Annotated in this window: 18 protein-coding genes; 12 read left to right on the top strand and 6 right to left on the bottom strand. The window is 60.2% G+C overall.

The features are described from left to right. Positions 1-19: 19 nt before the first annotated feature. The 6 genes from GT019_RS11955 (at position 20) to hutG (ending at position 8,294) form a co-directional block, all read left to right on the top strand. Complete coding sequence (locus tag GT019_RS11955; RefSeq protein WP_161743378.1) at positions 20-916, top strand: carbohydrate ABC transporter permease; 897 nt, start codon at positions 20-22, stop codon at positions 914-916. 55 nt (positions 917-971) lie between these two features. Continuing rightward, positions 972-2,255: an MGH1-like glycoside hydrolase domain-containing protein gene (locus GT019_RS11950; RefSeq protein ID WP_161743377.1), complete on the top strand. Its 1,284-nt coding sequence runs from the start codon at positions 972-974 to the stop codon at positions 2,253-2,255. Between the two features lie 335 nt (positions 2,256-2,590). Then, positions 2,591-4,120, top strand: coding sequence for a histidine ammonia-lyase (gene hutH, locus GT019_RS11945; protein ID WP_161743376.1), 1,530 nt, complete (start codon positions 2,591-2,593; stop codon positions 4,118-4,120). 29 nt (positions 4,121-4,149) lie between these two features. Then, positions 4,150-5,823 carry a urocanate hydratase gene (gene hutU / locus GT019_RS11940; protein WP_161743375.1) on the top strand — a complete coding sequence of 558 codons (1,674 nt, stop codon included), beginning with the start codon at positions 4,150-4,152 and terminating at the stop codon, positions 5,821-5,823. Between the two features lie 201 nt (positions 5,824-6,024). After that, positions 6,025-7,332, top strand: a complete 1,308-nt coding sequence (gene hutI / locus GT019_RS11935) for an imidazolonepropionase (RefSeq protein WP_328803952.1) — start codon at positions 6,025-6,027, stop codon at positions 7,330-7,332. Further along, complete coding sequence (gene hutG, locus GT019_RS11930) at positions 7,329-8,294, top strand: formimidoylglutamase (protein ID WP_161743374.1); 966 nt, start codon at positions 7,329-7,331, stop codon at positions 8,292-8,294. The genes hutI and hutG overlap by 4 nt, the downstream gene beginning before the upstream one ends. A 158-nt stretch (positions 8,295-8,452) precedes the next feature. On the opposite strand, the gene GT019_RS11925 is transcribed toward hutG, so the two are convergent. Together GT019_RS11925 and GT019_RS11920 are read right to left on the bottom strand one after the other, a co-directional pair. Continuing rightward, positions 8,453-8,965, bottom strand: coding sequence for a tetratricopeptide repeat protein (locus GT019_RS11925; protein WP_161743373.1), 513 nt, complete (start codon positions 8,963-8,965; stop codon positions 8,453-8,455). Positions 8,966-9,702: 737 nt separating this feature from the next. After that, the gene (locus GT019_RS11920) at positions 9,703-10,596 is read right to left on the bottom strand and encodes a phosphotransferase enzyme family protein (RefSeq protein ID WP_161743372.1); all 894 of its coding nucleotides are present in this window, start codon (positions 10,594-10,596) and stop codon (positions 9,703-9,705) included. Between the two features lie 241 nt (positions 10,597-10,837). Here GT019_RS11920 and GT019_RS11915 point away from each other — a divergent pair, with 241 nt between their 5' ends. Further along, complete coding sequence (locus GT019_RS11915) at positions 10,838-11,476, top strand: hypothetical protein (RefSeq protein ID WP_161743371.1); 639 nt, start codon at positions 10,838-10,840, stop codon at positions 11,474-11,476. Positions 11,477-11,591: 115 nt separating this feature from the next. Here the strand turns inward: GT019_RS11915 and GT019_RS11910 are convergent, their stop codons facing one another. Beyond that, the gene (locus GT019_RS11910) at positions 11,592-13,049 is read right to left on the bottom strand and encodes an MDR family MFS transporter (RefSeq protein ID WP_161743370.1); all 1,458 of its coding nucleotides are present in this window, start codon (positions 13,047-13,049) and stop codon (positions 11,592-11,594) included. A gap of 138 nt (positions 13,050-13,187) precedes the next feature. Between GT019_RS11910 and GT019_RS11905 the strand changes: the two genes are divergently transcribed. Beyond that, a complete protein-coding gene (locus tag GT019_RS11905) occupies positions 13,188-13,736 on the top strand; it encodes a PadR family transcriptional regulator (RefSeq protein WP_161743369.1) in 549 nt (182 codons plus the stop codon). A gap of 229 nt (positions 13,737-13,965) precedes the next feature. Here the strand turns inward: GT019_RS11905 and pepT are convergent, their stop codons facing one another. Continuing rightward, entirely contained in the window at positions 13,966-15,204 is a 1,239-nt protein-coding gene (pepT, locus tag GT019_RS11900; protein ID WP_161743368.1) for a peptidase T, read from the bottom strand. Between the two features lie 364 nt (positions 15,205-15,568). Between pepT and GT019_RS11895 the strand changes: the two genes are divergently transcribed. From GT019_RS11895 to GT019_RS11885, 3 genes are all read left to right on the top strand, one after another. Further along, the gene (locus GT019_RS11895; protein ID WP_161743367.1) at positions 15,569-17,302 is read left to right on the top strand and encodes an ABC transporter ATP-binding protein; all 1,734 of its coding nucleotides are present in this window, start codon (positions 15,569-15,571) and stop codon (positions 17,300-17,302) included. Then, positions 17,295-19,184, top strand: a complete 1,890-nt coding sequence (locus tag GT019_RS11890) for an ABC transporter ATP-binding protein (RefSeq protein WP_161743366.1) — start codon at positions 17,295-17,297, stop codon at positions 19,182-19,184. The genes GT019_RS11895 and GT019_RS11890 overlap by 8 nt, the downstream gene beginning before the upstream one ends. Positions 19,185-19,443: 259 nt before the next feature. Next, positions 19,444-20,037 (top strand): HD domain-containing protein, encoded by a 594-nt coding sequence (locus GT019_RS11885; RefSeq protein WP_161743365.1) that lies wholly within the window; start codon positions 19,444-19,446, stop codon positions 20,035-20,037. Positions 20,038-20,264: 227 nt separating this feature from the next. On the opposite strand, the gene GT019_RS11880 is transcribed toward GT019_RS11885, so the two are convergent. Both GT019_RS11880 and GT019_RS11875 read right to left on the bottom strand, forming a co-directional pair. After that, positions 20,265-21,671, bottom strand: coding sequence for an MFS transporter (locus tag GT019_RS11880; protein ID WP_161743364.1), 1,407 nt, complete (start codon positions 21,669-21,671; stop codon positions 20,265-20,267). Positions 21,672-21,916: 245 nt separating this feature from the next. Continuing rightward, positions 21,917-22,489, bottom strand: a complete 573-nt coding sequence (locus tag GT019_RS11875) for a TetR/AcrR family transcriptional regulator (protein ID WP_161743363.1) — start codon at positions 22,487-22,489, stop codon at positions 21,917-21,919. A gap of 291 nt (positions 22,490-22,780) precedes the next feature. Here GT019_RS11875 and GT019_RS11870 point away from each other — a divergent pair, with 291 nt between their 5' ends. Next, complete coding sequence (locus GT019_RS11870; RefSeq protein ID WP_161743362.1) at positions 22,781-23,554, top strand: GntR family transcriptional regulator; 774 nt, start codon at positions 22,781-22,783, stop codon at positions 23,552-23,554. Positions 23,555-23,670: the final 116 nt, after the last annotated feature.

The following is a 23,670-nucleotide window of genomic DNA, read 5'->3' as shown; positions in this document are numbered from 1 at the left end:
GAAAAGAGGAACCAGGCAGATGGAAATCAAATCGATGCGAACCTCATGGGCAAGCCGGGCGGCGGACGTCGCCATTATCGCGGTGCTGCTGTTGCTCGGCTTTGTCGTCATCTATCCGTTCATCAACCTGCTCGCGCTGTCGTTCAACGACGGCACGGACGCGGCGCGCGGCGGCATTTATTTCTTCCCGCGGAAGGTATCGTACGCGGCCTACGGCATGCTGTTCGAGAACGAAAACCTGCTGAAGGGCCTCGGCTGGTCCGTGCTGCGCGTCGCGATCGGCACCGGCACCTGCTTGTTCATGACGGGGTTGCTGTCCTACATCGTCAGCATCCGGACGTTCTCCGGGCGCAAATTCATGCGCATCCTCTTCTTCGTGACGATGTACTTCAGCGGGGGCATCATTCCGACGTACATTCTGATGAACCAACTGCATCTGACGAACACGTTCCAGGTGTATTGGATTCCGAGCCTGATCAACGCCTACTTCATGCTGCTCATGGCGTCGTACATCTCCGATCTGCCGGAAGCGCTGTTCGAATCCGCGCGGATCGACGGCGCCGGCGAGCTTCGCATCTATTGGCGCATCGTGATTCCGGTGGCGATGCCGGTATTCGCGGCCGTGTCCATCTACGCGGCGGTGGGGCATTGGAACTCCTGGTTCGACGTCATCCTGTACAATTTCAACGGCAAATTCGATACGCTTCAAGTATACTTGCGCCGGCTGCTCCTGGAGGTCGAGGCGACGCAGCAGATCCGCGACCAGCAGCTCATGCTGCATAAATTCCAAGGCTTGTCCCCGCTCACGCTGCGGGCGGCGACGACGATCGTCGTGACGGTTCCGATCCTGTGCGTGTACCCGTTCCTGCAGAAGTATTTCATCGGCGGCATCACGCTCGGCTCCGTCAAAGGCTGAGTGGTTCCAGCACGCGATTAACGCGATTCCAGCGATAAGGAGGCATCGGCTGTCCATGTCTAAATCCAAGCTTACAAGCTCATTTACTTTGCAATCGTCCTCCGCTCGGCTCGATGCGGCAGCGCGATGGGCGACAGGGCAAGCGCTCGCCTATGCGTCGGTCGAAGATCCGGTCGGCCTCTGGTACGAGGCGGCGCTGCCGGGGCGCGAAGCGTTCTGCATGCGCGACGTCGCCCATATGAGCGCCGGCGCCGCCGCGCTCGGCTTGGGCGCGCACACGAAGAACATGCTGCTGCAGTTCGCCGCGCACATCAGCGCGTCCAAGGATTGGTGCACGTATTGGGAGATCACGAAGGACGGGCTTCCTTGCCCGGACGATTATACGAACGATGCCGATTTCTGGTACAACCTGCCGGCCAATTTCGACGTCGTCGACTGCTGCTACCGGCAATACCTGTGGAGCGGCGACCGCGATTATCTGCAGGACGAGCGCTTCCTGCAATTCTACGAGCGCAGCTTGAACGAGTACGTGCGGCGGTGGGATCGCGACGGCGACGGGATTCCCGACCATATTCGCGGCGAGGGCAGGCGCGGGATCGCGTCCTACGTGGAGGATGCGTTGACGCCGAAGGTCGCCGGCGATCTGGTCGCCGCCCAGTACGCGGCGTATAATGCCTATGCGGCGATGTCGCGGCTGCGCGGCGAGGACGGTAAAGCCGAGCAATGCGAACGCTTGGCGGGTCGGCTGCGAGAGCTGTACGACACGCAGTGGTGGAACGAAGGGAAGCGGCGCTTCAACGGGGCGATCCTTCAGGACGGAACGCCGTACGAGGAATATTATTTGGCCGCGAGCTTCCTCCCGCTTTACTTCGGCTTGATCCCCCCGGGCGAGAAGCGGGCGCTCGCGCTGGAAGACCTGAAGCGCGGCGGCGTCTCCAACGTGGAGGAAATGTCGCATCTGCCGGACGTCTATTACGCATCGGGCGAGCGGGAGGAGGCGTTCCGGACGATGCTCGAGCTGAGCGACGAGCGGACGGCGCGCAGGGAATACCCGGAGGTGTCCTATTCCGTGATCGGCAATATCGTCACCGGCCTGCTCGGCGTCCGGCCGCTGGCCGACCGGTCGGCGATCGAGGTGGCGCCGCAGCTGCCCGGCGAGCTCCAATGGGTGAAGGCGCAAGGGATCGCGCTGCTCGGCAATCGGATCGGCGTCGACATCCGGGACGGCCGGCTGACGGTAACCAACGAGGAAGGGCCGGTCATCCAGGTGCGCGCCGGGGATCGGCAACTCGCGATCGGGGAGCGGGAATCGGGATCGTTCGAGCTGCCTGCCGGGTGAATCAGGATCAAGCAAGAGCTGCCGAGGTATGCCCTCGCGCGGCCTTTTGCCGTGTCGGGAGCCTGGCGCCCCAGACATGCCCGGGCACATCGCCATTGACAACGTTCAAACCGGCATGTGACAATGAAAGGGCTTGGAACCAACAATCGAATCGAAATGAGTGGGTTGCGATGAAGTATGGGCGAAAGCTGGATACGGGACAATCGCATAGCACCCTTCGCAAAAAGGGACCGCGTGGAAGCTGACAGCTTCCGCCCGGTCCCTTTCTTATGTTAAAGCAAGAAAGGGGATTCATCACATTGCTTGTCGCTCAACAACGAGAGAGGGGTGTTGACATGACGCCTATCATCCTGGACGGACAGAGTCTGACGCCTGAACGGGTCATGGAAGTGGCCGTTGCACATCGAAAGGTCGCCCTGTGCGGCGAAGCCGGCGAGCGCGTGAGACGCTGCCGGGAGATGGTCGAGGGGCTGGTTGCCGACGGTAAAGTCGTTTACGGCGTCAGCACGGGGTTCGGAAAATTCAGCGACGTGCATATCTCTCCTCAAGATACCGCAAAGCTGCAGATCAATTTGATTCGCAGCCATGCCTGCGCCGTCGGCAACGCTTTGCCGGAACCGACCGTGCGCGCGCTGATGCTGCTTCGCGCGAATGCGCTGGCCAAAGGGTATTCCGGCATTCGTCCGGTTACGCTTCAGCTGCTGATCGATTGCATCAATCATGAGGTGCATCCGGTCGTGCCCGAGCAAGGGTCGCTCGGCGCGAGCGGCGACTTGGCGCCGCTGTCCCATCTCGCGCTGGTGTTGATGGGCGAAGGCGAGGCCTTCTATCAAGGCGAGCGGCTTCCGGGCGCCGAAGCGCTGGCGCGCGCGGGACTCGAGCCGATCGCCCTGCAGGCCAAGGAAGGGCTCGCGCTCATCAACGGCACGCAAATCATGACCTCGATCGGCACGCTGACCTATGTCAAAGCCTTGCGCTTGGCCAAGATCGCCGACGCGATCGCGTCGCTCACCTTGGAGAGCTTGCGCGGAATTCCGGAAGCGTTCGCGGAAGAGGTGCACCTCGCGCGCCCGTATCCCGAACAGATCGGCGTGGCGAAGAATCTTCGCGCGCTGCTGCGGGGCAGCCGACTAACGACGCGCCAAGGCGAGATCCGGGTTCAGGACGCGTACTCGCTCCGCTGCCTGCCGCAGGTGCACGGCGCGACCCGGCAGGTGCTGGCATACGCGCAGGATAAACTCGCGATCGAGATTAATTCCGCGACGGATAATCCGCTGCTGTTCCTGGAAGACGGGCAGGTCATCTCGGGCGGCAATTTCCACGGGCAGCCGATCGCGTTCGCGATGGATTTTCTGAAGATCGGCATGAGCGAGCTCGCGAACATTGCCGAACGCCGTACCGAACGGCTCGTGAATCCGGCGTTGTCCGGCGGTTTGCCTTCTTTCCTCAGCCACGATCCGGGCCTCGCGTCCGGCCTGATGATCACGCAGTACGTCAGCGCCTCGCTCGTATCGGAGAATAAAGTGCTGGCCCACCCCGCGAGCGTGGATTCGATTCCTTCGTCGGCCAACCAAGAGGACCACGTATCGATGGGGACGACGGCGGCCAGGCATGCGGTCCAGGTCGTCGACAACGCGGCCAAGGTGCTGGCGATCGAATTGATCTGCGCGGCCGAAGCGGCCGAGTTCGTCGGGATCGACGGGCTGGCTCCGGCGACGCGCGTGCTCTACGCCAAGCTGCGCGCCCTCGTGCCGCCGGTCACGGAAGACCGCTCCACGTCCGGGGATATCGAGAAAACCGCGGCGGCGCTGCTGTCCGGCGAGTGGCTGGAAGCGGTGGAAGCCGTAGCAGGGCCTTTGTTTTAACCAATCGCAAGCCATGGGAGGATTCCGTTATGACGACGAATAAGCCAACCGATCCGCATCGCGACATCCGTGCCCCGCGCGGCGCGGCACTATCCTGCAAAGGCTGGGTACAGGAAGCCGCCCTCCGAATGCTGATGAACAACCTGGATCCCGACGTCGCGGAGCGTCCCGAGGAGCTGGTCGTCTACGGCGGCATCGGCAAAGCGGCCCGCAATTGGGCTTCCTACGACGCGATCGTGCGCGAGCTTCGCCGGCTGGAGAACGACGAAACGCTGCTCATTCAATCGGGCAAGCCGGTAGGCGTCTTCCGCACGCATGCGCGCGCGCCCCGCGTGCTGCTGTCCAACTCCGTGCTCGTGCCGAAATGGGCGACATGGGAGCATTTCCGCGAGCTGGAGCGCAAAGGGCTGATGATGTACGGCCAAATGACCGCGGGCAGCTGGATCTACATCGGGACGCAGGGGATCCTGCAGGGCACGTACGAGACCTTCGCGGAAGCCGCGCGCCAGCATACGGGCGGCACGCTCCGGGGCACGCTGACCTTGACGGCGGGCCTCGGGGGAATGGGCGGCGCGCAGCCGCTGGCCGTCACGATGAACGAAGGCGTCGTGATCGCCGTCGAAGTCGACCGCAGCCGCATCGAACGGCGGATTCAGACGCGGTACTGCGACGTTCTGGCGGAGACGCTGGACGAAGCGCTGGCGTTGGCCGACCAGGCGGTTGCCGAAGGCCGGGCGCTCGCCATCGGTCTCGTGGGGAATGCGGCTGACGTTTATCCGGCGATCGTGCGGCGCGGGATCAAGCCGGATTTCGTGACGGACCAGACGTCCGCGCATGATCCGCTGGTCGGTTACATTCCGGCCGGCTATTCGCTCGAAGAAGCCGCCGCTTTGCGGGAAAGCGATCCCGAACGCTACATTCGGCTGGCCAAAGCAAGCATGGCGACCCACGTCCGGGCGATGCTCGAATTGCGGCAGGCAGGCTCCGTCGTGTTCGACTACGGCAACAACATTCGTCAGGTCGCGTTCGACGAAGGCGTAGCGAACGCATTCGACTTTCCTGGCTTCGTGCCTGCTTACATCCGTCCCTTGTTCTGCGAAGGCAAAGGCCCGTTCCGGTGGGCCGCGCTCTCCGGAGATCCGGAGGATATCCGCAAGACGGATGAGCTGGTCCTCCGCATGTTCCCGGAGAACGACCGTCTCCGCCGCTGGATCGAGATGGCGCGCGAGCGCGTCGCGTTCCAGGGGCTCCCGGCGCGCATCTGCTGGCTTGGCTATGGAGAACGCGAGAAATTCGGGCTTGCCCTGAATGAAATGGTTCGCAGCGGCGAGTTGAAAGCGCCGGTCGTGATCGGCCGCGATCATCTGGACTGCGGCTCCGTGGCCTCCCCGAATCGGGAAACGGAGGCAATGAAGGACGGCTCCGACGCGGTGGGCGATTGGGCGATTCTGAACGCGCTGATCAATACGTCGGCCGGGGCATCCTGGGTGTCCGTCCATCACGGAGGCGGCGTCGGCATGGGTTACTCCCTGCATGCCGGCATGGTCGTCTTGGCGGACGGCACCGACGAAGCGGCGGAACGCCTTCGCTGCGTGTTGACGTCCGATCCGGGCATGGGCGTGATCCGTCACGTGGACGCCGGCTACGACGAAGCGATCGAGACCGCGGAGAAGCACGGCATCCGCGTGCCGATGCGCGAATAGTCCGCGATTCGTATTCGCGAGACCGAAGCATGGCTGTAAGCCGATCCGTATCGTGGTCGGCTTGGGCCTGCGAAGTGGTTTATGCTCGCTTAGAAGCAGATTCACGACGTATCGCAAAAACCGAGCTTATGCTTCCGAAGCTGTTTTTGCTCGCCGAGCAGTGAACTCAAGAAGCATCGCAAAACCATTGAGGAGATGACGATCATCGAACGAATCGACCTGCTGTTGACGGGAATCGGCCGTCTGGTTACCCCAGTCGGGAACGCGCCTCGTTATGGGGCGGAGATGAAGGAAATCCGGGAGATTCCGCATGCCGCGATCGCGATCCGGGACGGCCGAATCGCGCTTGTCGGGCCCGAAGCGGACGTATTGCACGCGTTGGCAGGCGTTGAGATCGCGGAGACGCTCGACGCCGGCGGATGCCTGATCACCCCGGGCCTCGTCGATCCGCACACGCATCTGGTGCATGGCGGGTCGCGCGAGCACGAGCTGGCGCTCAAGCGTTCCGGCGTTCCTTATTTGGATATTTTGGCGCAGGGCGGCGGCATTCTGAGCACCGTTCAGGCGACCCGCGCGTCAAGCGAACAGGAGCTGTACGAGAAGGCGCGCCGGAGTCTCGACATCATGCTGCTGCAAGGCGTGACGACGGTGGAAGCGAAGAGCGGCTACGGCCTCTCGCTCGAGGAGGAGCTGAAGCAGCTGCGCGCGGCCAAACGGCTGAACGACACGCATCCCGTCGACGTGGTGTCGACGTTCATGGGTGCCCACGCCGTGCCGCCCGAGTACCGGGGGCGGGCCGACGAATACGCGGACCTCGTCTGCGAGATGCTTCCCGAAGTGGCGGGGCAAGGGCTTGCCGAGTTCTGCGACGTGTTTTGCGAACACGGGGTCTTTACCGTCGAGCAGTCGCGCCGTATCCTGCTTGCGGGGCAGCGGCACGGATTGCGCTCCAAAATTCATGCCGACGAGATCCAGTCGCTCGGCGGGACCGAATTAGCGGGGGAGGTCCGAGCAATCTCCGCAGAGCATCTGCTGGCCGCATCGGATGACGGGCTGCGCATGCTCGCGGCGAACGGCGTCATCCCGGTGCTGCTGCCGGGGACCTCGTTCAACCTTGGACTGAATCGGCATGCCCGCGCCCGGGAGATGATGGACCGCTTCAACCTGCCCGTGTCCCTGTCGACGGACTACAACCCCGGCTCCTGTCCGACCGAATCCATGCAGCTGGTGATCATGCTGGCCTCGCTGAATTTGAAAATGACGCCGGAAGAGATTCTGACGGCCTGCACGATCAATGCGGCAAGCGCGATCGGACGCGGCGACCGGATCGGTTCGATCGAAACGGGGAAGCGCGCGGACCTGGCGCTGTTCGATGCGCCGAATCTTGCGTATTTGCCGTACCATTTCGGCATTAACCACACGTTCGGCGTGATCAAGAACGGAAACGTCGCCGTATGGAATCGGCAAATCGCGAAGCCGCGGGACAATGGGGAGGAGACGATAACATGAGCGGGGAGATTCCTTTTCTGAAGACGCCCGAGCAAGCCGCGTTCCGAGACCGCCTGGAGACGAAGGTCGCGCATTGGATTCGCCAATGGGACGGCATGGAGCCCCTGCTGGCGGGGATCGTCGGCGTGCCGCTTTCCAAGCCGTCGATCTCGATCTCGAGCGCTTCGACTACGCCTGCGGCGATCCGCGCCGCGTTCAAGTCGTTCACGACCTATTCCATGGAATACGGCGTCGATCTGCAGGACATGGCCGTTCGCGATCTCGGCGACATCCAGATGCATGCGACGGACATCGCGGAAAGCCATCGGCGCATCGAGGAGAGCCTGCGCGCGTTGTACGAGGGGCAGCCGTCGCTCGTGCCGATCGTCATCGGCGGCGACCATTCGATTAGCTGCCCGTCGGTCAAAGCGTTCGCCGGACGTTACCCCGACCGGAAAATCGGGATCATCCATTTCGACGCGCACCACGACGTGCGCAATTTCGAAGACGGCGGCGTGACCAACGGCACGCCCTTCCGCGGCATATTGGAGTCCGGCGCCGCAGAAGGAAGGCATATCGCGCAGATCGGCATCCGCGGATTCATGAATTCGAAGCCGTACCACGATTACGTGGTCGGCAAGGGCGTCCATGTCTTCACCTCGCGCGACGTGCGGCGCATGGGCATCGACCCCATCCTTGACCAAGCGCTGGAGCTCGCGGGCGACGGCACGGACGCCATCTACGTCAGCTTCGACGTGGACGTCATCGACCAAGCCTTCGCTCCGGGCTGTCCGGCTATCGGGACGGGGGGCATGAATCCGTGGGACGCACTCGACGCGCTGTACCGTTTGGGCGCTTCGCCGCAGGTGAAGGGGATCGATTTCGTTTGCATCGACCCGTCCGTGGACGTGCGCAACGTGACCTCTCGTCTCGCGGTGCAGTTCATGCTCAGCTTTCTGGCTGGGATGGCGAGCCGGCCGTAATGAGCCGCGGGCAGCGGGGTGCCAAGCGATTCCGGGGGAAGAGCCCCTTCTGCTGCCAGGGGCGGCATCGTACATGACTGGGACGGCTTGCCGGCAGTCGTGCCGACGAATGCGCGGAACGCCTGCGATGGGTTTTATTTCAGCCGCGGCGCGCGCTGCTACTCCGCCGTCTCGTCCAGGTCCTCGTTGTACGCCGATATACCGCGTTTAAAATATTGAAGCTTTTCGTCCGTGGTGGTGTCCATCAAATTCGTAATCAGCAGCTGGACGCTTTCCTTGTATTGCCGGCTGTTGTAAAGCGCCATGGCGAGAAACACCTGGATCGCCCGATTCTCCGGAAATTCCGCCATGCCTTTGCGCAGCGTCTCGACCGCTCGCTCATAATGTCCCCAGTAGCGGTACGTGCTTCCCAGACCCATCAGGCATCTCTCGCGATCGGGACCCGACAAGCCGAGCTCGAGCGCCCGTTCATAATAGGGAATCGCTTCGCTCCCCAGACCGGAATTGTCGTGGGCGATACCGGTTTGGTAAAGGATCTCCGCATCGTCCGGGTATTCGGCAAGCAGTGCGATCAGCTGCCCGCGCACCTCGCTTAAGATCGCTTGATCCTGCTTGGCCCTTCCTTCTTCGCGCCGTTCGATCAACGGTTGCAATGCGTCGTCTCTTGTCATCGTGTTTGTTCCACTCCTTGCTAGAATTGTCCGATATCACCGGCGGCCTGTTCGTTCTGCTATCGTTTCCGTTTACTTGAATGATACTTTTTATTTAAACATTATGAATACATGTTCAGTAGAATCTTTTCCGCCATATAGGCTATCGATATAAGATATTCCAAGGAAGCTTAGTTTTTGAGCCCATGCACTTTCTTCTGAACTTCTTTCATACTTACCATACCGATCGAATATTTGATTAAGATAGACCCTATCTAGATAAGTTCTACCCTCTTTGAGTGAGGTGAATTTCATAGTTAGTCGTTTCACTGACCGCTTCATAGAAAGCGATCAGAGTCAGCGACGTCGGCTCCGGCTAAATAGACCTGAATGCCGGATTGTGGTCCTGCTTTACCAATTCAGCATGACTTGGTTGAATACCATGGAGTTTTTTGAAATAGGATAACGCGTCGCTTGGGGTCTTAATGGTCGGTCCGTAGATGATTTTGTTGTTAAAACGCCCGTTAATCTTGAACCATACACGAAAATGCAAATAGTTCTCCATGCCGCTTCCCCCAGTCTTATAAACGATCAAGAACAGTATATAGTAAGCACGCCGAATATAATGTCAAAACCTGACATCTAATAAAGTCATAGCGCGGGACTATCTGCGGCTTTTGTATGTTTATTCATGGAAGGATAAGTTGTGGCGTTTATCAACTTCGTCGTTTGGCGTATCGTCTTTAATTTTATGAGATTTAGTACGGGTAGCCGGGATAGAACGTCTTTCCCATCAAAGGAGAGCGTTGCATGAGTTTCTTAATTATCCATCCGTCGTCTTGCGTGCCCTCCGCCATGTGCTTACACGCACTCTCTATAAGTCCAGCCCACCACAATGGTGTAAGAAGCTCCCATTCTTCAGGATCAAGTGGTGACACTTCATGGTACCCATATACAACTTCGTCATACTTACCGCGCCACGAGAGAGCGAAATCCCCGATTCGATGATCCCAATGTGCTAGTTCGAAATCAAGTATCCCTGAAAGCTTACCCTCTTGAAAGCGTAAGTTCCATGGCGTAAAATCACCATGTATGACGATGCCGCTTTTATTCCGAAGCTGCAGACCCTTGACCCGTTCGCGTGCTCGGTTAAGGTGCCATCGCAAAATACGCACTTCATCGGACCTCTCTCTTTCGTTTTCGGTTAACAAGCGGTCTATTGTCGGATCATCGAGGATCTCCTCACAGCGCCGCCAATGTTTACGTTGCCCGAATCCATCAAGCTTCGATAAATCGGCATGGAATTGAGCCAATAGTCGTCCGCGCGCTCGTTGTTCCGCTATAGGATCGTCGATTGATGGCGGATCGCCTTGAAGATATGGAAAAAGGCTCCAGACCTTCCCTCCCAACACGATAGGTCCTTCGATGACAGGAGCGACCGGATACCCAAGCGCAGCGATACTTTTTAGCAGCCGCACCTCATATTCGATATCGTCAGCGTCCTTAGACCAAAGACGTAATACAAGCGATTCACCCCTGCATTTTACAAGCCAATGTTGATTAATCCTACCGCCTAGCGAAGTAATCACTTGGGAACCGAAGTGTTCCAACACCTCTTCACTCGGAAAATGAATTGAACTATGATCGGACAAAAATTCATTCCTCCCCTCTCAATTTCTGCTGGTTGGACGTTCCTGGACTAGAAGGTTAAGGGTTACCGGTGATGTGATGAATCCAGTCATTGGTATGGGCTTGGGCCGCGTCCTCCTCATTATATTCCATTTCCAAACACCTATTAAAGAACGTACGCGGATCGCATGCAGTGCTCGCCCTAGCATCAGTCCGCATCCCTGTAGGGGGAAGTTTGCAACTCTTCAGAACCGGAGGCCAAGGATGAGCCATATCAGAGGCATTATATTAGAGGGATATTCGCATGCCGGCAAAACGTCCGTGCTCAAGGCGTTGAAGCTGCTCCACGCGCAAGAGAAATCGGCGGAACGAAGCGTCGTTGTACTGAGCGAGCATTATTCCCAGGTATTGAACAACGTTCGGGGCGAATTGCGGCGTTTGCATCGCGACGATCACCTTCGGCTGCTGCAGGAACGGGTAAGCATGCTGCGGCAATTGAGCGACTGGGCGGACTATCTGGGGCCGGATGCGTCGCGGGCGTCGAGAGGACTGTTTTTTATCCTGGAAAGGTTTCATTTGAATCATCGCGCGGCATATCCGGACGAGCCTCCGCGGGAGATCGAATCGCTCGAAAGCGACTTGCTTCGCCTGGGGGCGAACTGCGTGCTGTTAACGGTCTCTTCCGAAAGGATAGCGCAGCGCATGCAAAGCCGGACGCCCGAAGAATGGAAGAACAAAACGGAAGAAGAGATCGGCAGGTCGGCGGACGAATTCCGGCAAACCCAATCCGAATTGCGCAAGCAAGCTCGTTTATCGATCGTGCCGACCCTTGAAATCAATACGGATGCGAAGGATTGGAACGCGTATGCCAACCAAATAATGGCGTTGTCGGGCATGCAATAGGATCGCATTTACGAGGCCATCCAGCTCGGCCGATGTTCAGAACGCATACGGGCAGCCGATTAGAAGATCGGCTGCCCGTATGCGTTAGAAGGACTTAAGGATCGGCCAATAACATTCAAGACTCGAGCGCGACCTTTCGCCGCGCTGCCGCCCTGCGTTTGTTTTGGCGGATGAAGAAACTGAACGGCAGCGCGACGAGCCCGATCAGGGTCGCGATCAAATAAACGTCGTCGATGCTCATCGTGTAGGCCAGCCCGGGAATCTGAAGCTTGTCGGTCTTCCCGCCGGCGGCCAGCGCGGACGCGTGCTTGCCGGACTGGGAGGCGAGCAGCGAGGTGAATAGGGCAATCGCGAACGAAGAGCAGACGTTGCGCAGCCAGTTCGAGATGCTGGACGCATGCCCGCTGAGTTCCGGCGGGATTTCTTCCATGCCGGCGTTGCTGGCCGGCATGATCAACAGCGCCACGCCGACGTTGCGCACGCACATCCAGAGGAGAATGTAACCGTGCGAGATATCGATGCTGAGCCAGCTGAGCGGGAAGCTGCCGATCGCCAGCAGCAGGGTCCCGGCAATCAGCAGCGTCCGCGGGCCGATGCCGGCGTACAGCTTGCCGATGAACATCGTAATGAACGCCATCACGAGCGAGGCCGGGAGCAGCACGAGGCCGGCGTCGAGCGGCGTGACCTGCTGCACGTTCTGCAGGAAGATCGGCGTCAGCAGCGTGCCGGAGTAGAGGCTGATCGCCGTGATGCATAAGATCACCGACGTCAGCGTGAACCGCGCGTTCTTCAAGACGCGCAGATCGAGCAGCGGCGCATCCGTCGTCAGCTCGCGCCAAACGAACAGCATCAGGAACAGCAGTCCCCCGCCGAGCAGCAGCAGCGTTTTCCACGAGCCCCATCCCCATGCATTGCCCTGGGACAGCGACACGAGCAGGGAAGAGCTGCTGATGATGACCGTGACCAGGCCGGGCAGGTCAAGCTTCTTGGGCACGTTCATGCGGTAATACGGGATGAAGATGGCGACCATGGCCAAGGCCAGCAGGCCGAACGGAAGATTGAACCAGAACAGCCACTGCCAGGAGAAATGCTGGAGCATCCAGCCGGCGAACGTCGGGCCGATGGCCGGCGCGAACATCGTCGCCGCCGCCCATAGGCTCATGGCGATCGGCTGCTTCTCCTTGGGGACGATCTGATAAATGATGGACATCGCGGTCGGAATAATCACGCCGCAGAACGCGCCCTGCAGGATGCGAAAGGCGATGAGCATCGTAGCGTTCGTCGACAGCGCGCAGAATACGGAGGCGAGCATCATCCCCGCTAGCGCGGTCATGAACAGCCGTTTGTAGCTGAATCGCTCGCCGAAGTATCCGGTCACCGGCGCGAAAGTCCCCATCGCCAGCATGAATCCGGTCAACGTCCATTGGACGACGCTGAGCTCCGCCGAAAATTCCTTCTGCAGAACGGGGATGACGATGTTGATCGTGCTGACGTTGAGCACGGATATGAAGCTGCCGAAAAAGATGGCGATGATGACGGGTACGACCTTGATGTCTTTTCCTGATAGTTGCATGGAATGCGCCTCTCATCCTTGATAGTATGTTGATATTCACATATAATGAACTCAGGCACCATCATAACTCGCTAATCAAAGTATGTCAATATCAACATAGGCTGCATTTCTAAACTTCAAGTAAAGGGATTGAAACGAATGAATACGTTGTCGTACGGCCTATTGAGCGCGATCTCGATCGAATCCTGCTCCGGCTACGATCTCATCGAGCGCATGAAGCTGTTTTGGAAAGCCGACCACAGTCAAATCTATCCGATTCTCGGGAAGCTCGAGTCGCAGGGCTACGTCCGCCATGAATCGGTCAAACAGGTCAACAAGCCGGATAAAAAAGTGTATTTCGTGACAGACAGCGGGATCGAGGTATTGAAGAAGTGGATGGCCGAGCCTACGTCCGAGCCCGTGATCCGCGACGAATTCGCGTTGAAAATGCACAGCATCAGCATGTTCGACGAAGAACAGACCATCGCGCTGCTGAAGGAAAGGCGCGCGCTGTACGAGCAGCGGCTGGCGGATCTGGAGGCGAGAAACGAACGGCTGAGGCTGAAGCGCGAAGCGTACGGCGAGGACGACAGCGGAATACCGACGCAATTCCTAGGTCCCTTCTTCCTGCTCGAGCGCGAGATCCTGAACGCGAAAACCGAGCTGAAATGGTGCGATTGGGCGCTGGAACATCTCGGTACGCGATGAGCGGGGCGGCGGGCGTTCGCGGCTGGTTCACCGTGTCCGCTCTCGTCCCGCGCTGCTCGGCAAGCACGGGACGCGCAGCCATGCGGCCGCGCCCGAGCGGGGGATACGACAAAAAGCTGCCGATTCGCATCGGCAGCTTTTTGTCGTTGTCGCAGTATAGAGCAGTATAGCGCAGTATAGCGCAAACTAGTGCAGTATAGCGCAGTATAGAATCGACGCGCGGGAAGCGTTAACGTCCGCGCTGTTCGACCAGCTTCGCGACCTCGACGATGACTTCCGTCGCCTTCTGCATCGTCTCGAGCGAGACGTACTCGAATTTGCCGTGGAAGTTCTCGCCGCCGGCGAAAATGTTCGGGGTCGGCAGGCCCATGTACGACAGCTGGGAGCCGTCCGTACCGCCGCGGATCGGCTTGACGATCGGCGCGATGCCGAGATTCGTCATCGCTTCGTGGGCGAGATCGACGATGTATTTGACCGGTTCGATTTTCTCGCCCATGTTGTAATACTGGTCCTTCAGCTCCAGCAGGATGCGCTCCTCGCCGTACGTTTGGCGGAACTCGGCCACGATCGCTTCCACGGTCGCCTTGCGGTGCGCGAAGTTTTCCTTGTCATGGTCGCGGATGATATAGACCAGCTTCGTCAGCTCCGTATTGCCTTGCATCGAGATCAGATGATAGAACCCTTCGTAGCCCGAGGTGAATTCGGGCGCTTCGCCGGCCGGCAACCGGTTGTGCAGCGCCATCGCGATTTTGCCGGAGTGGATCATTTTGCCTTTGGCGGTGCCGGGATGCACGTTCACGCCCTTGACCGTGATCACCGCCTGGGCGGCGTTGAAGCTCTCGTACTCCAGCTCGCCGAGCGGGCCGCCGTCCATCGTGTAGGCGAAGTCCGCGCCGAAGGCCGGGACGTCGAATTTGTGCGCGCCGCGCCCGATTTCTTCGTCGGGGGTGAAAGCGACGCGGATGCGGCCGTGCTTGATCTCGGGATGCTTCGCGAGGTAGGCCATGGCCGTGACGATCTCGGTAATGCCCGCCTTGTCGTCGGCGCCGAGCAGCGTCGTGCCGTCCGTGGTGACGAGCGTTTGGCCTTTATAGCCGGTCAGCTCCGGGAATTCGCGCGGCGAGAGGACGATGTTCAGCTCGCGGTTCAGCACGATGTCCCCGCCGTCGTAGTGCTCCACGACCTGACGTTTGACGCCGTCGCCAGTGAAATCGGTCGCGGTATCCATGTGCGAGATGAAGCCGATCGTCGGCACGTCCGAACGGTCCGTGTTCGCCGGAAGCGTCGCCATGACGTAGCCGTTCTCGTCCAGCGTGACGTCCGTCAGGCCGATTTCCTTCAGCTCGCGCTCGAGCAGACGGGCCAGGTTCCATTGTCCTTCCGTGGACGGGCAGGCAGCGCTCTCGTCGTCGGACTGCGTGTTGATTTCTATGTAGGAGGTAAAGCGGCGTAAAAGCTCTTCTTTCATAATGGCACGCTCCTTGCGTTTATATTTCCATTCCTATCGTACCACAAGTTATAATGAGAAGTATAAGAGCGGAAACGGAGCCGGAACGGGCGACGGCAATCAAACGATCGGCAGGCATTATCGGCGGGGCATCGGCGGTCTCTTTGCCGCGGCTTTGCCCGTCGTGCGATCCCCGAACGGCGCGGCGCCCGGGGGCCGGCATCTGCCGCCGTTTTCCGCCGAGGGGGAATCACCGCTTTGCCATGCCGGGAATGCCGGCATACCGGATCCCGGCACGTTGTCGGCCGCCTTGAGCGGCCAGTGTGCCGCACGCGCGATTTCGAGAACTGGCAAGTCTATTTGAATTCGGCAAGGAGTCCTGAAATTGAGTTATCTGAAGCCTTATTTTCGTCGATTCGGCAAGCCCTTCGCGGTTGCGCTTTTGTTTCTGACGCTGGAAGCGCTTTGCGATCTCCTTCAGCCCACGCTCATGTCGCGCATCATCGACGTCGGGGTCGCGAACAAGGATTTGAACTATGTCGTCCGTTTCGGCGGGTACATGCTGCTCGTGACCGCCGTCGGGGCGGTGGGCGCAACGCTGCGCAACGTGATCTCGAGCCACGTGTCGCTGAATTTCGGAACCCGGCTGCGCTCGGATCTCTTCGGCAAGATCCAGACGCTGAGCGCGAGCAGCATCGACAAGTTCGACCGCGCGTCCCTGGTCACCCGCCTGACCAACGACGTCACCCAGATGCAAAACTTCACGAACGGCCTCATGCGCATCTTCGTCAAATCGCCGCTGATCTGCCTCGGCAGCCTGATCATGGCGATCCGTCTCAACCCGCCGCTCTCGGTGGTGCTCGCCGTCGTCGTGCCGATGGTGGCGGTGCTGATCCTCCTCAACATGCGGATCGGCTTTCCGTTGTTCGCCAGGGTCCAGAAATCGCTCGACCGCTTGAACGGCGTGTCGCGCGAATACCTCTCGGGGGTCCGCGTCGTCAAAGCGTTCAACCGGTTCGACTACGAGACGGACAAATTCGACGGCGTGAACCGCTCGTACCAGGCGATCTCGTCCCGCGCCATGCGGATGATGTCCGTCTTCAGCCCCGGCATCATGCTGACGGTCAATTTCGGCATCGCCGCCGTGATCTGGCTCGGAGGCCAGCGGGTCGACCAAGGGCATATGCAGGTCGGGCACATCATCGCCTTCATCAACTACATGACGCAAATTTTGTTTTCGCTGCTGATGATCTCCAACGTCTTCAACCTGTTCGTGCGGGCGAAAGCATCCTCCGAACGGATCGGCGAGGTGTTCGCGGAGCAGGATACGATGGCTTGGAGCGGCAAGACGGCGAATCCGCCGGCATCCGCGGCGGGGAGCATCGCGTTCAAGGACGTGTCGTTCGCGTACTGCGGAACGGATGCCGTGCTGCGCGACATCACGCTGAGCTGCCGACCGGGCGAGACCGTGGGCATTATCGGTTCCACCGGATCGGGGAAAAGCACGCTCGTCAACTTGATTCCGCGGTTCTATGACGCGACTGCCGGCACCGTGGAGGTCGACGGCGCGGATGTCCGCGACGTCGAGCCGAACCGGCTCCGGAAACGGATCGCGATCGTGCCGCAGAAGACGGTGCTGTTCACCGGCACGATCCGCGAGAACCTGCTGTGGGGCAAGGAAAACGCCACCGAGGAGGAGATGATCCGGGCGGCCAAGATGGCGCAGGCCCACGACTTCATCGAGGCGTGCCCGGAGGGTTACGACACCAAGCTCGGGCAGGGCGGGGTCAATCTCTCGGGCGGCCAGAAGCAGCGGCTGTCCATCGCCAGGGCGCTCGTGCGGCAGCCGGCGATTCTCATCCTGGACGATTGCACGAGCGCGGTCGATGCCGCGACCGAGACGCGCATCAAGGCGGCGTTGCGCGAATACGCGCAGGGCTTGACCTGCCTGCTGATCGCGCAGCGCATGACGTCGGTCATGGACGCCGATCGGATCGTCGTGCTCGACAACGGGGAGATCGTCGGTTCGGGCAAGCACGACGAGCTGATGCGCGATTGCCGGACCTACCGGGAAATCTATCGGTCGCAGACCGGCAAGGAGGCGCAGGCCAATGTCTGAAGGCAGCGAGAAGAAGGAAGCTCCGGGCGGAGGGGCGGCTCCGGCCCGGCCGATGCCGGCGTCAATGGGCATGGCCGGCAGGGGAGGTCCACCTCCGGGTCGCGGAGGTCCCGTCGTCAAGCCCAAGAACCTGAAGGCGACGCTCAAGCGCCTGTGGTCGTATTTCGGCAACGAGCGCAAGCTGCTCGCGGTCATTTTTCTGATCGTGCTGATTGACTCGGTCATCCTGCTCGCGGCGCCTTATCTGATCGGCGTGGCGATCGACGCCATGACGGGCGCGGGCGAAGGCGGCGTGGATTTCGGCTCGCTCGAGATCGCCCTGCTCGCGATGGTCGCGTCGTACATCGCCGACGGGGGCTTGACGTTCATGCAGGGCTGGCTGATGGCGGGCGCCTCGCAGCGCATCGTCGGCCGGCTGCGGACGTCGCTGTTCGCCAAGCTGCAGAAGCTGCCGATCCGGTTCTTCGACACGCGGACGCACGGCGACCTGATGAGCCGGATGTCCAACGACATCGACAACGTCAGCAACACGGTGGCGCAGTCCGCCGCGCAGGTCATGACGGGCTCGATCTCCATCGTCGGCGCGCTCGTCATGATGCTCGTCCTCAGCCCGTGGCTGACGCTCGCGAGCCTGGTCACCGTGCCCGCCGTATATTGGCTCACGCGTTCGATCGCCCGCGCGACGGGTCCGCTATTTAAGGAGCAGCAGAACAAGCTCGGCAAGCTGAACGGGCATGTCGAGGAGACGATCTCCGGCATCGAGATCGTCAAGGCGTTCAACCGCGAACAGAAGGCGATCGACGAATTCGAATCGGTCAACGACGAGCTGTGCGCGGTCGGCATCAAGGCGCAGATCCGCTCCGGCTTTCTCATGCCGATCATGAACGTCATCAATAATCTGGGCTTCGCGGCCGTGGCGATCGTCGGCGGCCTGCTCGCGGTCAACGGGCATATTACCGTCGGCGTCATCGCCAGCTTCCTCAGCTATTCCCGGCAGTTCACGCGGCCGCTCATCGACCTCGCCAACCTGTTCAATATCCTGCAATCCGGGGTGGCGGGCGCGGAGCGCGTGTTCGAGGTGCTGGACGAGGAGGAAGAGCCGGCAGACGGGCCTGGCGCCGTCGCGCTCATCAATCCGCGAGGCCATGTCGTCTTCGACAACGTCTCGTTCGGCTACCGGCCGGACGTGCCGATCCTGAGCGGCATCAGCTTCGATTCGGCGGAAGGCACGAGCACCGCGCTGATCGGACCGACGGGGGCGGGCAAGACGACGATCGTCAACCTGCTGACGCGCTTCTACGACGTGACGGGCGGCGCGATCCATATCGACGGGCGGGACATCCGCGCGTATACGAAGGACAGCCTGCGGCAGGCGTTCGGCATCGTGCTGCAGGACACGTACCTGTTCTCCGGGACGATCCGGGACAACATCAAGTACGGCAAACCGGACGCCACCGACGCGGAGATGGAGCGGGCCGCCTCGCTCGCGAACGCCGCTCCGTTTATTCGCCGGCTTCCGCTGCGTTACGATACGCAGCTGGCCGAGAACGGCGGCAACCTGAGCCAAGGGCAGCGGCAGCTGCTCGCCATCGCGCGGGTCATCCTCGCGGATCCGTCCATTCTCATCCTGGACGAGGCGACCAGCAGCATCGATACCCGGACGGAGCTGCATATCCAGGACGCGCTCAAGGGCGTGCTTCAGGGACGGACCAGCTTCGTCATCGCCCATCGGCTGAACACGATCCGCGACGCCGACACGATCATGGTCATCGCGCACGGCAGCATCATGGAGCGCGGTTCGCATGACGAGCTGATGGTGCAACGGGGCACCTATTACGAGATGTTCACGAACCAGTTCGGCGCGGTGCTGGGCAGCGGGTAACAGCGGCGGATAGGGGAAAGGCGGGTGCGGCAACGATCGGCGCCGATCCCGCCGCGGCGCGTAGAAGACGATCCGCCGGCAACAACCTCATTGCGCCGCCCGGGGAGAGGGGAGTGTTTTGGCCGGCATCCGCAGTGACTTCGGCGGCGCGAAGCCGATTCGGCTACGTCGAGGACATCTGTCCTGTTTGAAGCCCGCGGCGGCTGGTAAGGTAGTAGGCGAAGGCCAGTAAATCTAGGTTCGCAAAGGAGTTTATGGCATGGATACCGACCGGATCGGAAAACAAATCGCGTTCGTGCGCGAGATCGACGGCTTGAAGCACGTGCTTCGCCAATCGTACCTGATGAACGGCTCGCGGCGCGAGAACGACGCGGAGCATACCTGGCATATTGCCGTGATGGCGCTGCTGCTGCAAGAGCATGCGGCGGAATCCGCGCTCGATATCGGGAAAGTCGTGCATATGCTGCTCATTCACGATGTGGTCGAGATCGACGCGGGAGATACGTTTGCCTACGACGTCCAAGGGCATGCGGATAAATGGGAGCGGGAGACGGCGGCGGCCAAGCGCATCTTCGGGCTTCTTCCGGCGGACCAGCAGGCGGCGTGGACGGACCTGTGGCTCGAATTCGAGGCAGGACGGACGCCCGAAGCGAGATATGCGGCGGCGATGGACCGGCTTCATCCGGTGCTGCACAATTTCTATACCGAGGGCAAAGCCTGGCGGGCGCACGGCGTTCGCGTCGACGCCGTGCGGAAACGGCTGGCGGTCGTCGCCGAGGCCGCGCCGGCACTGGGGCCGTTCGTCGCCGGGCTGCTGGAGGAAGCGGTGGAGAAAGGGTACCTGCTGCCTTAGCATGTATCGGCGCATGCGAAGCTGTCCCGGGGCGTGCCCGGCCGGACAAGCCCACGCCGGCGAGGCCCGCCCTGCGCACATGCCCGGTCGGACCAGCCAAAGCATGCCCACCCCGGCGGGGCCAGGCCGGAGCACGTCCCGGCCGGACAAGCAAAAGCCGAACGCGGAGATGCGTTCGGCTTTTTTTTGCTGCGTTCGCGCAGGCACTCGTCCGTGGCAGTTCCGGCTTAAGCCGGTTCGTTCGCGGCCAGCGCCCGGCGCCCGGCCTGTCGGCCGCGGATGGCAAGCACGCTGAGCAGGCTGATCGCGATCATCGCCGCGCCGGTGAACAGGGCCGGCACGATGTGGTCGCCGAAGTCGGCGGGGGACTGCACGGCCGCTCCGGATTGGAACACCAATCCGCCGATCGCGATGCCGAACACGCCGCCGAGCTCGCGCATCGCGTTGCTCATGCCGCTCGCTTCGCCTTCGGCCGATTCCGGAACGGAGGAGAGAATGCCGTGCGAGATCGGCGTGAAGCTGAGCCCCATGCCGGCTCCGGCCATCATCATGAACGGCAGCAAGTAGCCGAACGAGAAATCGACGCCCATCGCGAGAATTTCCAGCCCGAAGCCGAGCAGGGCGCCGGTTTGCAGCAGCAGACCTGCAGTCAGCACGGTCCGGGTGCCGAATTTGCCGACCGCGAGTCCCGCCAGCGGCGCGGCCAGCATGGTGCAACCGGTCCACGCCATCTCGCGGACGCCGGCTTCCAGGGCGGAATAGCCTTGCGCTTGCTGCAGGAACAGCGTAAGGAGAAAGATGGCGCAGAAGATCCCGGCGTTCATCCAGAAACCGGCGATGACCAGGCTCGTGTATTTCGAGCTGCGGAAGAGCTCGAAACGGATGAACGGCTGCTTGCGGCTGCGTTCCCAGAGGTAGAACAGACCGAGCAGCACCGCCCCGCCGATCAGAAAGGACAGGACTGTCGCGGAGCCCCAACCGTCGCCATTGCCGCGTTCGAGCCCGAATACGATGCCGAACAGTCCGCCGCCGAGCAGCAGGATGCCGAGCGGATCGAACGGCCTGCGCGCGCCCCGCGCTTCCGGAAGCCACTTCATGCCGAAGATGAAGGCGAGAATGCCCACGGGAACGTTGACCCAGAAGATCAGCTGCCAAGGCGCGCCGTTGACGATCAATCCGCCTACGAGGGGGCCGATCGACAAGCCGAGCCCCGAAATGCCGGACCAGATGCCGAGCGCCGCCGCCCGCTTATCGGGCGGAAACGCGGAATTGACGAGCGTCAGGCTGAGCGGAACGATCGCGGCGCCGCCGACGCCCTGCAGCGCGCGGGACAGGATGAGCTGGATGGAGCTTTCGCTGATCCCGGATAGGGCGGAGCCGAGCGTGAAGATCACGATGCCGGCCAGAAACATGCGCTTGCGCCCAAGGCGTTCGCCGAGCACGCTGAACGGAATAAGCAATACGGCGAAGGCGAGGGTATACGCGTTCATGAACCATTCGAGGTCTGACATGCTGGCGTGGAACGATTCCTGAATGGAGGGGAGCGCGACCCCGATGACGAGATTGTCGAGCATGGCCATGAATAAGGCGGCGCAAGTAACGACGAGCAGTTTGACGCGCGATGCGGTGAACATGAACGAAACACTCCTTTTCATAACTTATTTATAGATAAATAAATAATAGGCCGAAGATTGTAACGAACTATTATTTATTGATAAATAAATAGTCGGTCCAATAAAAGCAACGGGGATTCGCATCCGGCGCTGCTTTTTCGTGAGCGTAAGAGCTGCTTTCTCGTTAGCCGCAAGAGCTGCTTTTTCGTGAGCCGTTATCACTGCTTTCTCGTGGGCGGCTTCGCAGCATCTTCGTGCATCGGGAACTAAGTGGACGGCTTCGCGGGCTTCGCGCTTACGCCGTATTTCTCGGGATCCTTCTCGCGCCAGCGGCAGATATGCGGGAGGTTCAGCGTCTCGGACATCGCGATCAGCAGGCCGTGGCCGATGAAGCTGCTCGCTTTGTCTTCTGCATCCTCGAGACCGGCCTGCTCGAAGCGCGCCTTGACGCGTTCAAAGATGGTTTCGAATTCGCGGCGCGTATAATCCCTGACCGCCGCTTCCGAGGTCGTGTAGGACATCATGACCAGCAGGATCTCGTCGCGGTGGTCGACGAGGAGCTCCACGAACGCTTTGCCCATCGTTTCCTGCAGGTGCTTGGGCGGCGCGTCGACGGCGGCGAAGGCGTGCAGGATGCGCCTGTAAGCCCGATCCAGGACGGCGAGGTAGAGCGATTCCTTCGACTTGAAGAAGTGAAAGACATAGGGCTGGGTTACGCCTACGGCGCGCGCCACATCGGCGGTCGTCGTCTTGTAATAGCCGCTCTCCGCGAATAGCGAAGCCGCGGCATCGAGAATCTGTTCTTTGCGGTTAAGGGATGCATCGTCTTTGGGTGCCATGACTGAAGCGACTCCTCACGGTTATTTATTGACTAATAAATAAATACCATATCGAGGAAGCGGCTGTCAAACGTTTTCTTCGAGGGCTTGGATAGCGGGCGGCGGTTCGAGATTAAATGCTTAACGGACGGTTCGTATTGTCCGCGGGGTCGTGGTTGACTACACCAGCAAGGTTACAATTAATTAACACGGATGCCAATTGACAGCCCGATTATTATATTATAATGTTATAACCAGTTGAAGCCGGTGGTTTGCGACCCGCGATATTATGATGATGATGGGGGAATTAATGTGTTGGACGATACGCTGCCGATGACGCTGCAATTCCAATTGCGCAGCAAACTGCTCGAAAAGATCGAGAACAAATTCTGGTCCCCCGGTTCCCAGATTCCAAGCGAACGGGAATTGTGCGATGAATACGGCATCAGCCGCATTACCGTGCGGGAGGCGCTCAAAGAATTGGTTCAGGAAGGCTATCTGGTCCGCAAGCAGGGCAAAGGCACTTACGTCTCCCTTCCAAAATTCGTGAACGAACTGTCGAGCACCTACAGTTTATCCCAAGAAATCGAGAAGGAAGGACTTTCATCCGATTTCCAATTGCTCGGCTTCAAGAAATGCAGTCCGACCGGTCATTTGAAGCAATTATTCGGCCTATCCGACGAGGACAGTCTATATGAGATTACCAGACTGCGATTTATCGGCAGCGAACCGTTTGCATGGGAGAGAGCCTATACGCCCTGCTCGCTTATGGAAGGAGCCGATGAAGCCCAGTTGCAGAAGGACGGACTGTATCTCACGATATTTCGCTGCTCGGGATTGATTGCCGACGAGGCGGAGGTAGAGGCGGAAGCGGTTAACTGTCCGACGGAAATCGCGACGATGCTCCAATTGAAAAAAAACACGGCCGTCCTGCATCTTACGCGGGCAACGACGGCCCAAAACCGCAGCGTCGAATATTGCGAAAGCTATGTCCGTAGCGAGAAGTATAAATACAAATACAAGCAGACGTTGAGAAAGAAAGCCAATTACGACGGTGCGTACGCCGATCAATCCGAGGGGAAGTAAGCGGCTGGCTGTTCGAGAGGAACGAATCCAGGCCGTTCGAAAGAACGGCCGGATTATTCTACATACGATACGGTTACGAAGGAGGGTTTCATTGCAAAACAACCCGTACTGCCAGC

Source organism: Paenibacillus glycinis (assembly GCF_009909185.1).
In the GTDB taxonomy this organism is placed as follows: Bacteria; Bacillota; Bacilli; order Paenibacillales; family Paenibacillaceae; genus Paenibacillus_Z; species Paenibacillus_Z glycinis.
Note: the sequence above shows the minus strand (reverse complement) of the source record. Positions and strands in the feature narration are given on the sequence as shown.

Excerpts from the sequence above, each read along its gene's own strand:
- GT019_RS11955 (WP_161743378.1), top strand. The coding sequence starts at position 20 with ATGGAAATCAAATCGATGCGAACCTCATGGGCAAGCCGGGCGGCGGAC.
- GT019_RS11950 (WP_161743377.1), top strand. The coding sequence starts at position 972 with ATGTCTAAATCCAAGCTTACAAGCTCATTTACTTTGCAATCGTCCTCC.
- hutH (WP_161743376.1), top strand. The coding sequence starts at position 2,591 with ATGACGCCTATCATCCTGGACGGACAGAGTCTGACGCCTGAACGGGTC.
- hutU (WP_161743375.1), top strand. The coding sequence starts at position 4,150 with ATGACGACGAATAAGCCAACCGATCCGCATCGCGACATCCGTGCCCCG.
- hutG (WP_161743374.1), top strand. The coding sequence starts at position 7,329 with ATGAGCGGGGAGATTCCTTTTCTGAAGACGCCCGAGCAAGCCGCGTTC.
- GT019_RS11925 (WP_161743373.1), bottom strand. The coding sequence starts at position 8,965 with ATGACAAGAGACGACGCATTGCAACCGTTGATCGAACGGCGCGAAGAA.
- GT019_RS11915 (WP_161743371.1), top strand. The coding sequence starts at position 10,838 with ATGAGCCATATCAGAGGCATTATATTAGAGGGATATTCGCATGCCGGC.
- GT019_RS11910 (WP_161743370.1), bottom strand. The coding sequence starts at position 13,049 with ATGCAACTATCAGGAAAAGACATCAAGGTCGTACCCGTCATCATCGCC.
- GT019_RS11905 (WP_161743369.1), top strand. The coding sequence starts at position 13,188 with ATGAATACGTTGTCGTACGGCCTATTGAGCGCGATCTCGATCGAATCC.
- pepT (WP_161743368.1), bottom strand. The coding sequence starts at position 15,204 with ATGAAAGAAGAGCTTTTACGCCGCTTTACCTCCTACATAGAAATCAAC.
- GT019_RS11890 (WP_161743366.1), top strand. The coding sequence starts at position 17,295 with ATGTCTGAAGGCAGCGAGAAGAAGGAAGCTCCGGGCGGAGGGGCGGCT.
- GT019_RS11885 (WP_161743365.1), top strand. The coding sequence starts at position 19,444 with ATGGATACCGACCGGATCGGAAAACAAATCGCGTTCGTGCGCGAGATC.
- GT019_RS11880 (WP_161743364.1), bottom strand. The coding sequence starts at position 21,671 with ATGTTCACCGCATCGCGCGTCAAACTGCTCGTCGTTACTTGCGCCGCC.
- GT019_RS11875 (WP_161743363.1), bottom strand. The coding sequence starts at position 22,489 with ATGGCACCCAAAGACGATGCATCCCTTAACCGCAAAGAACAGATTCTC.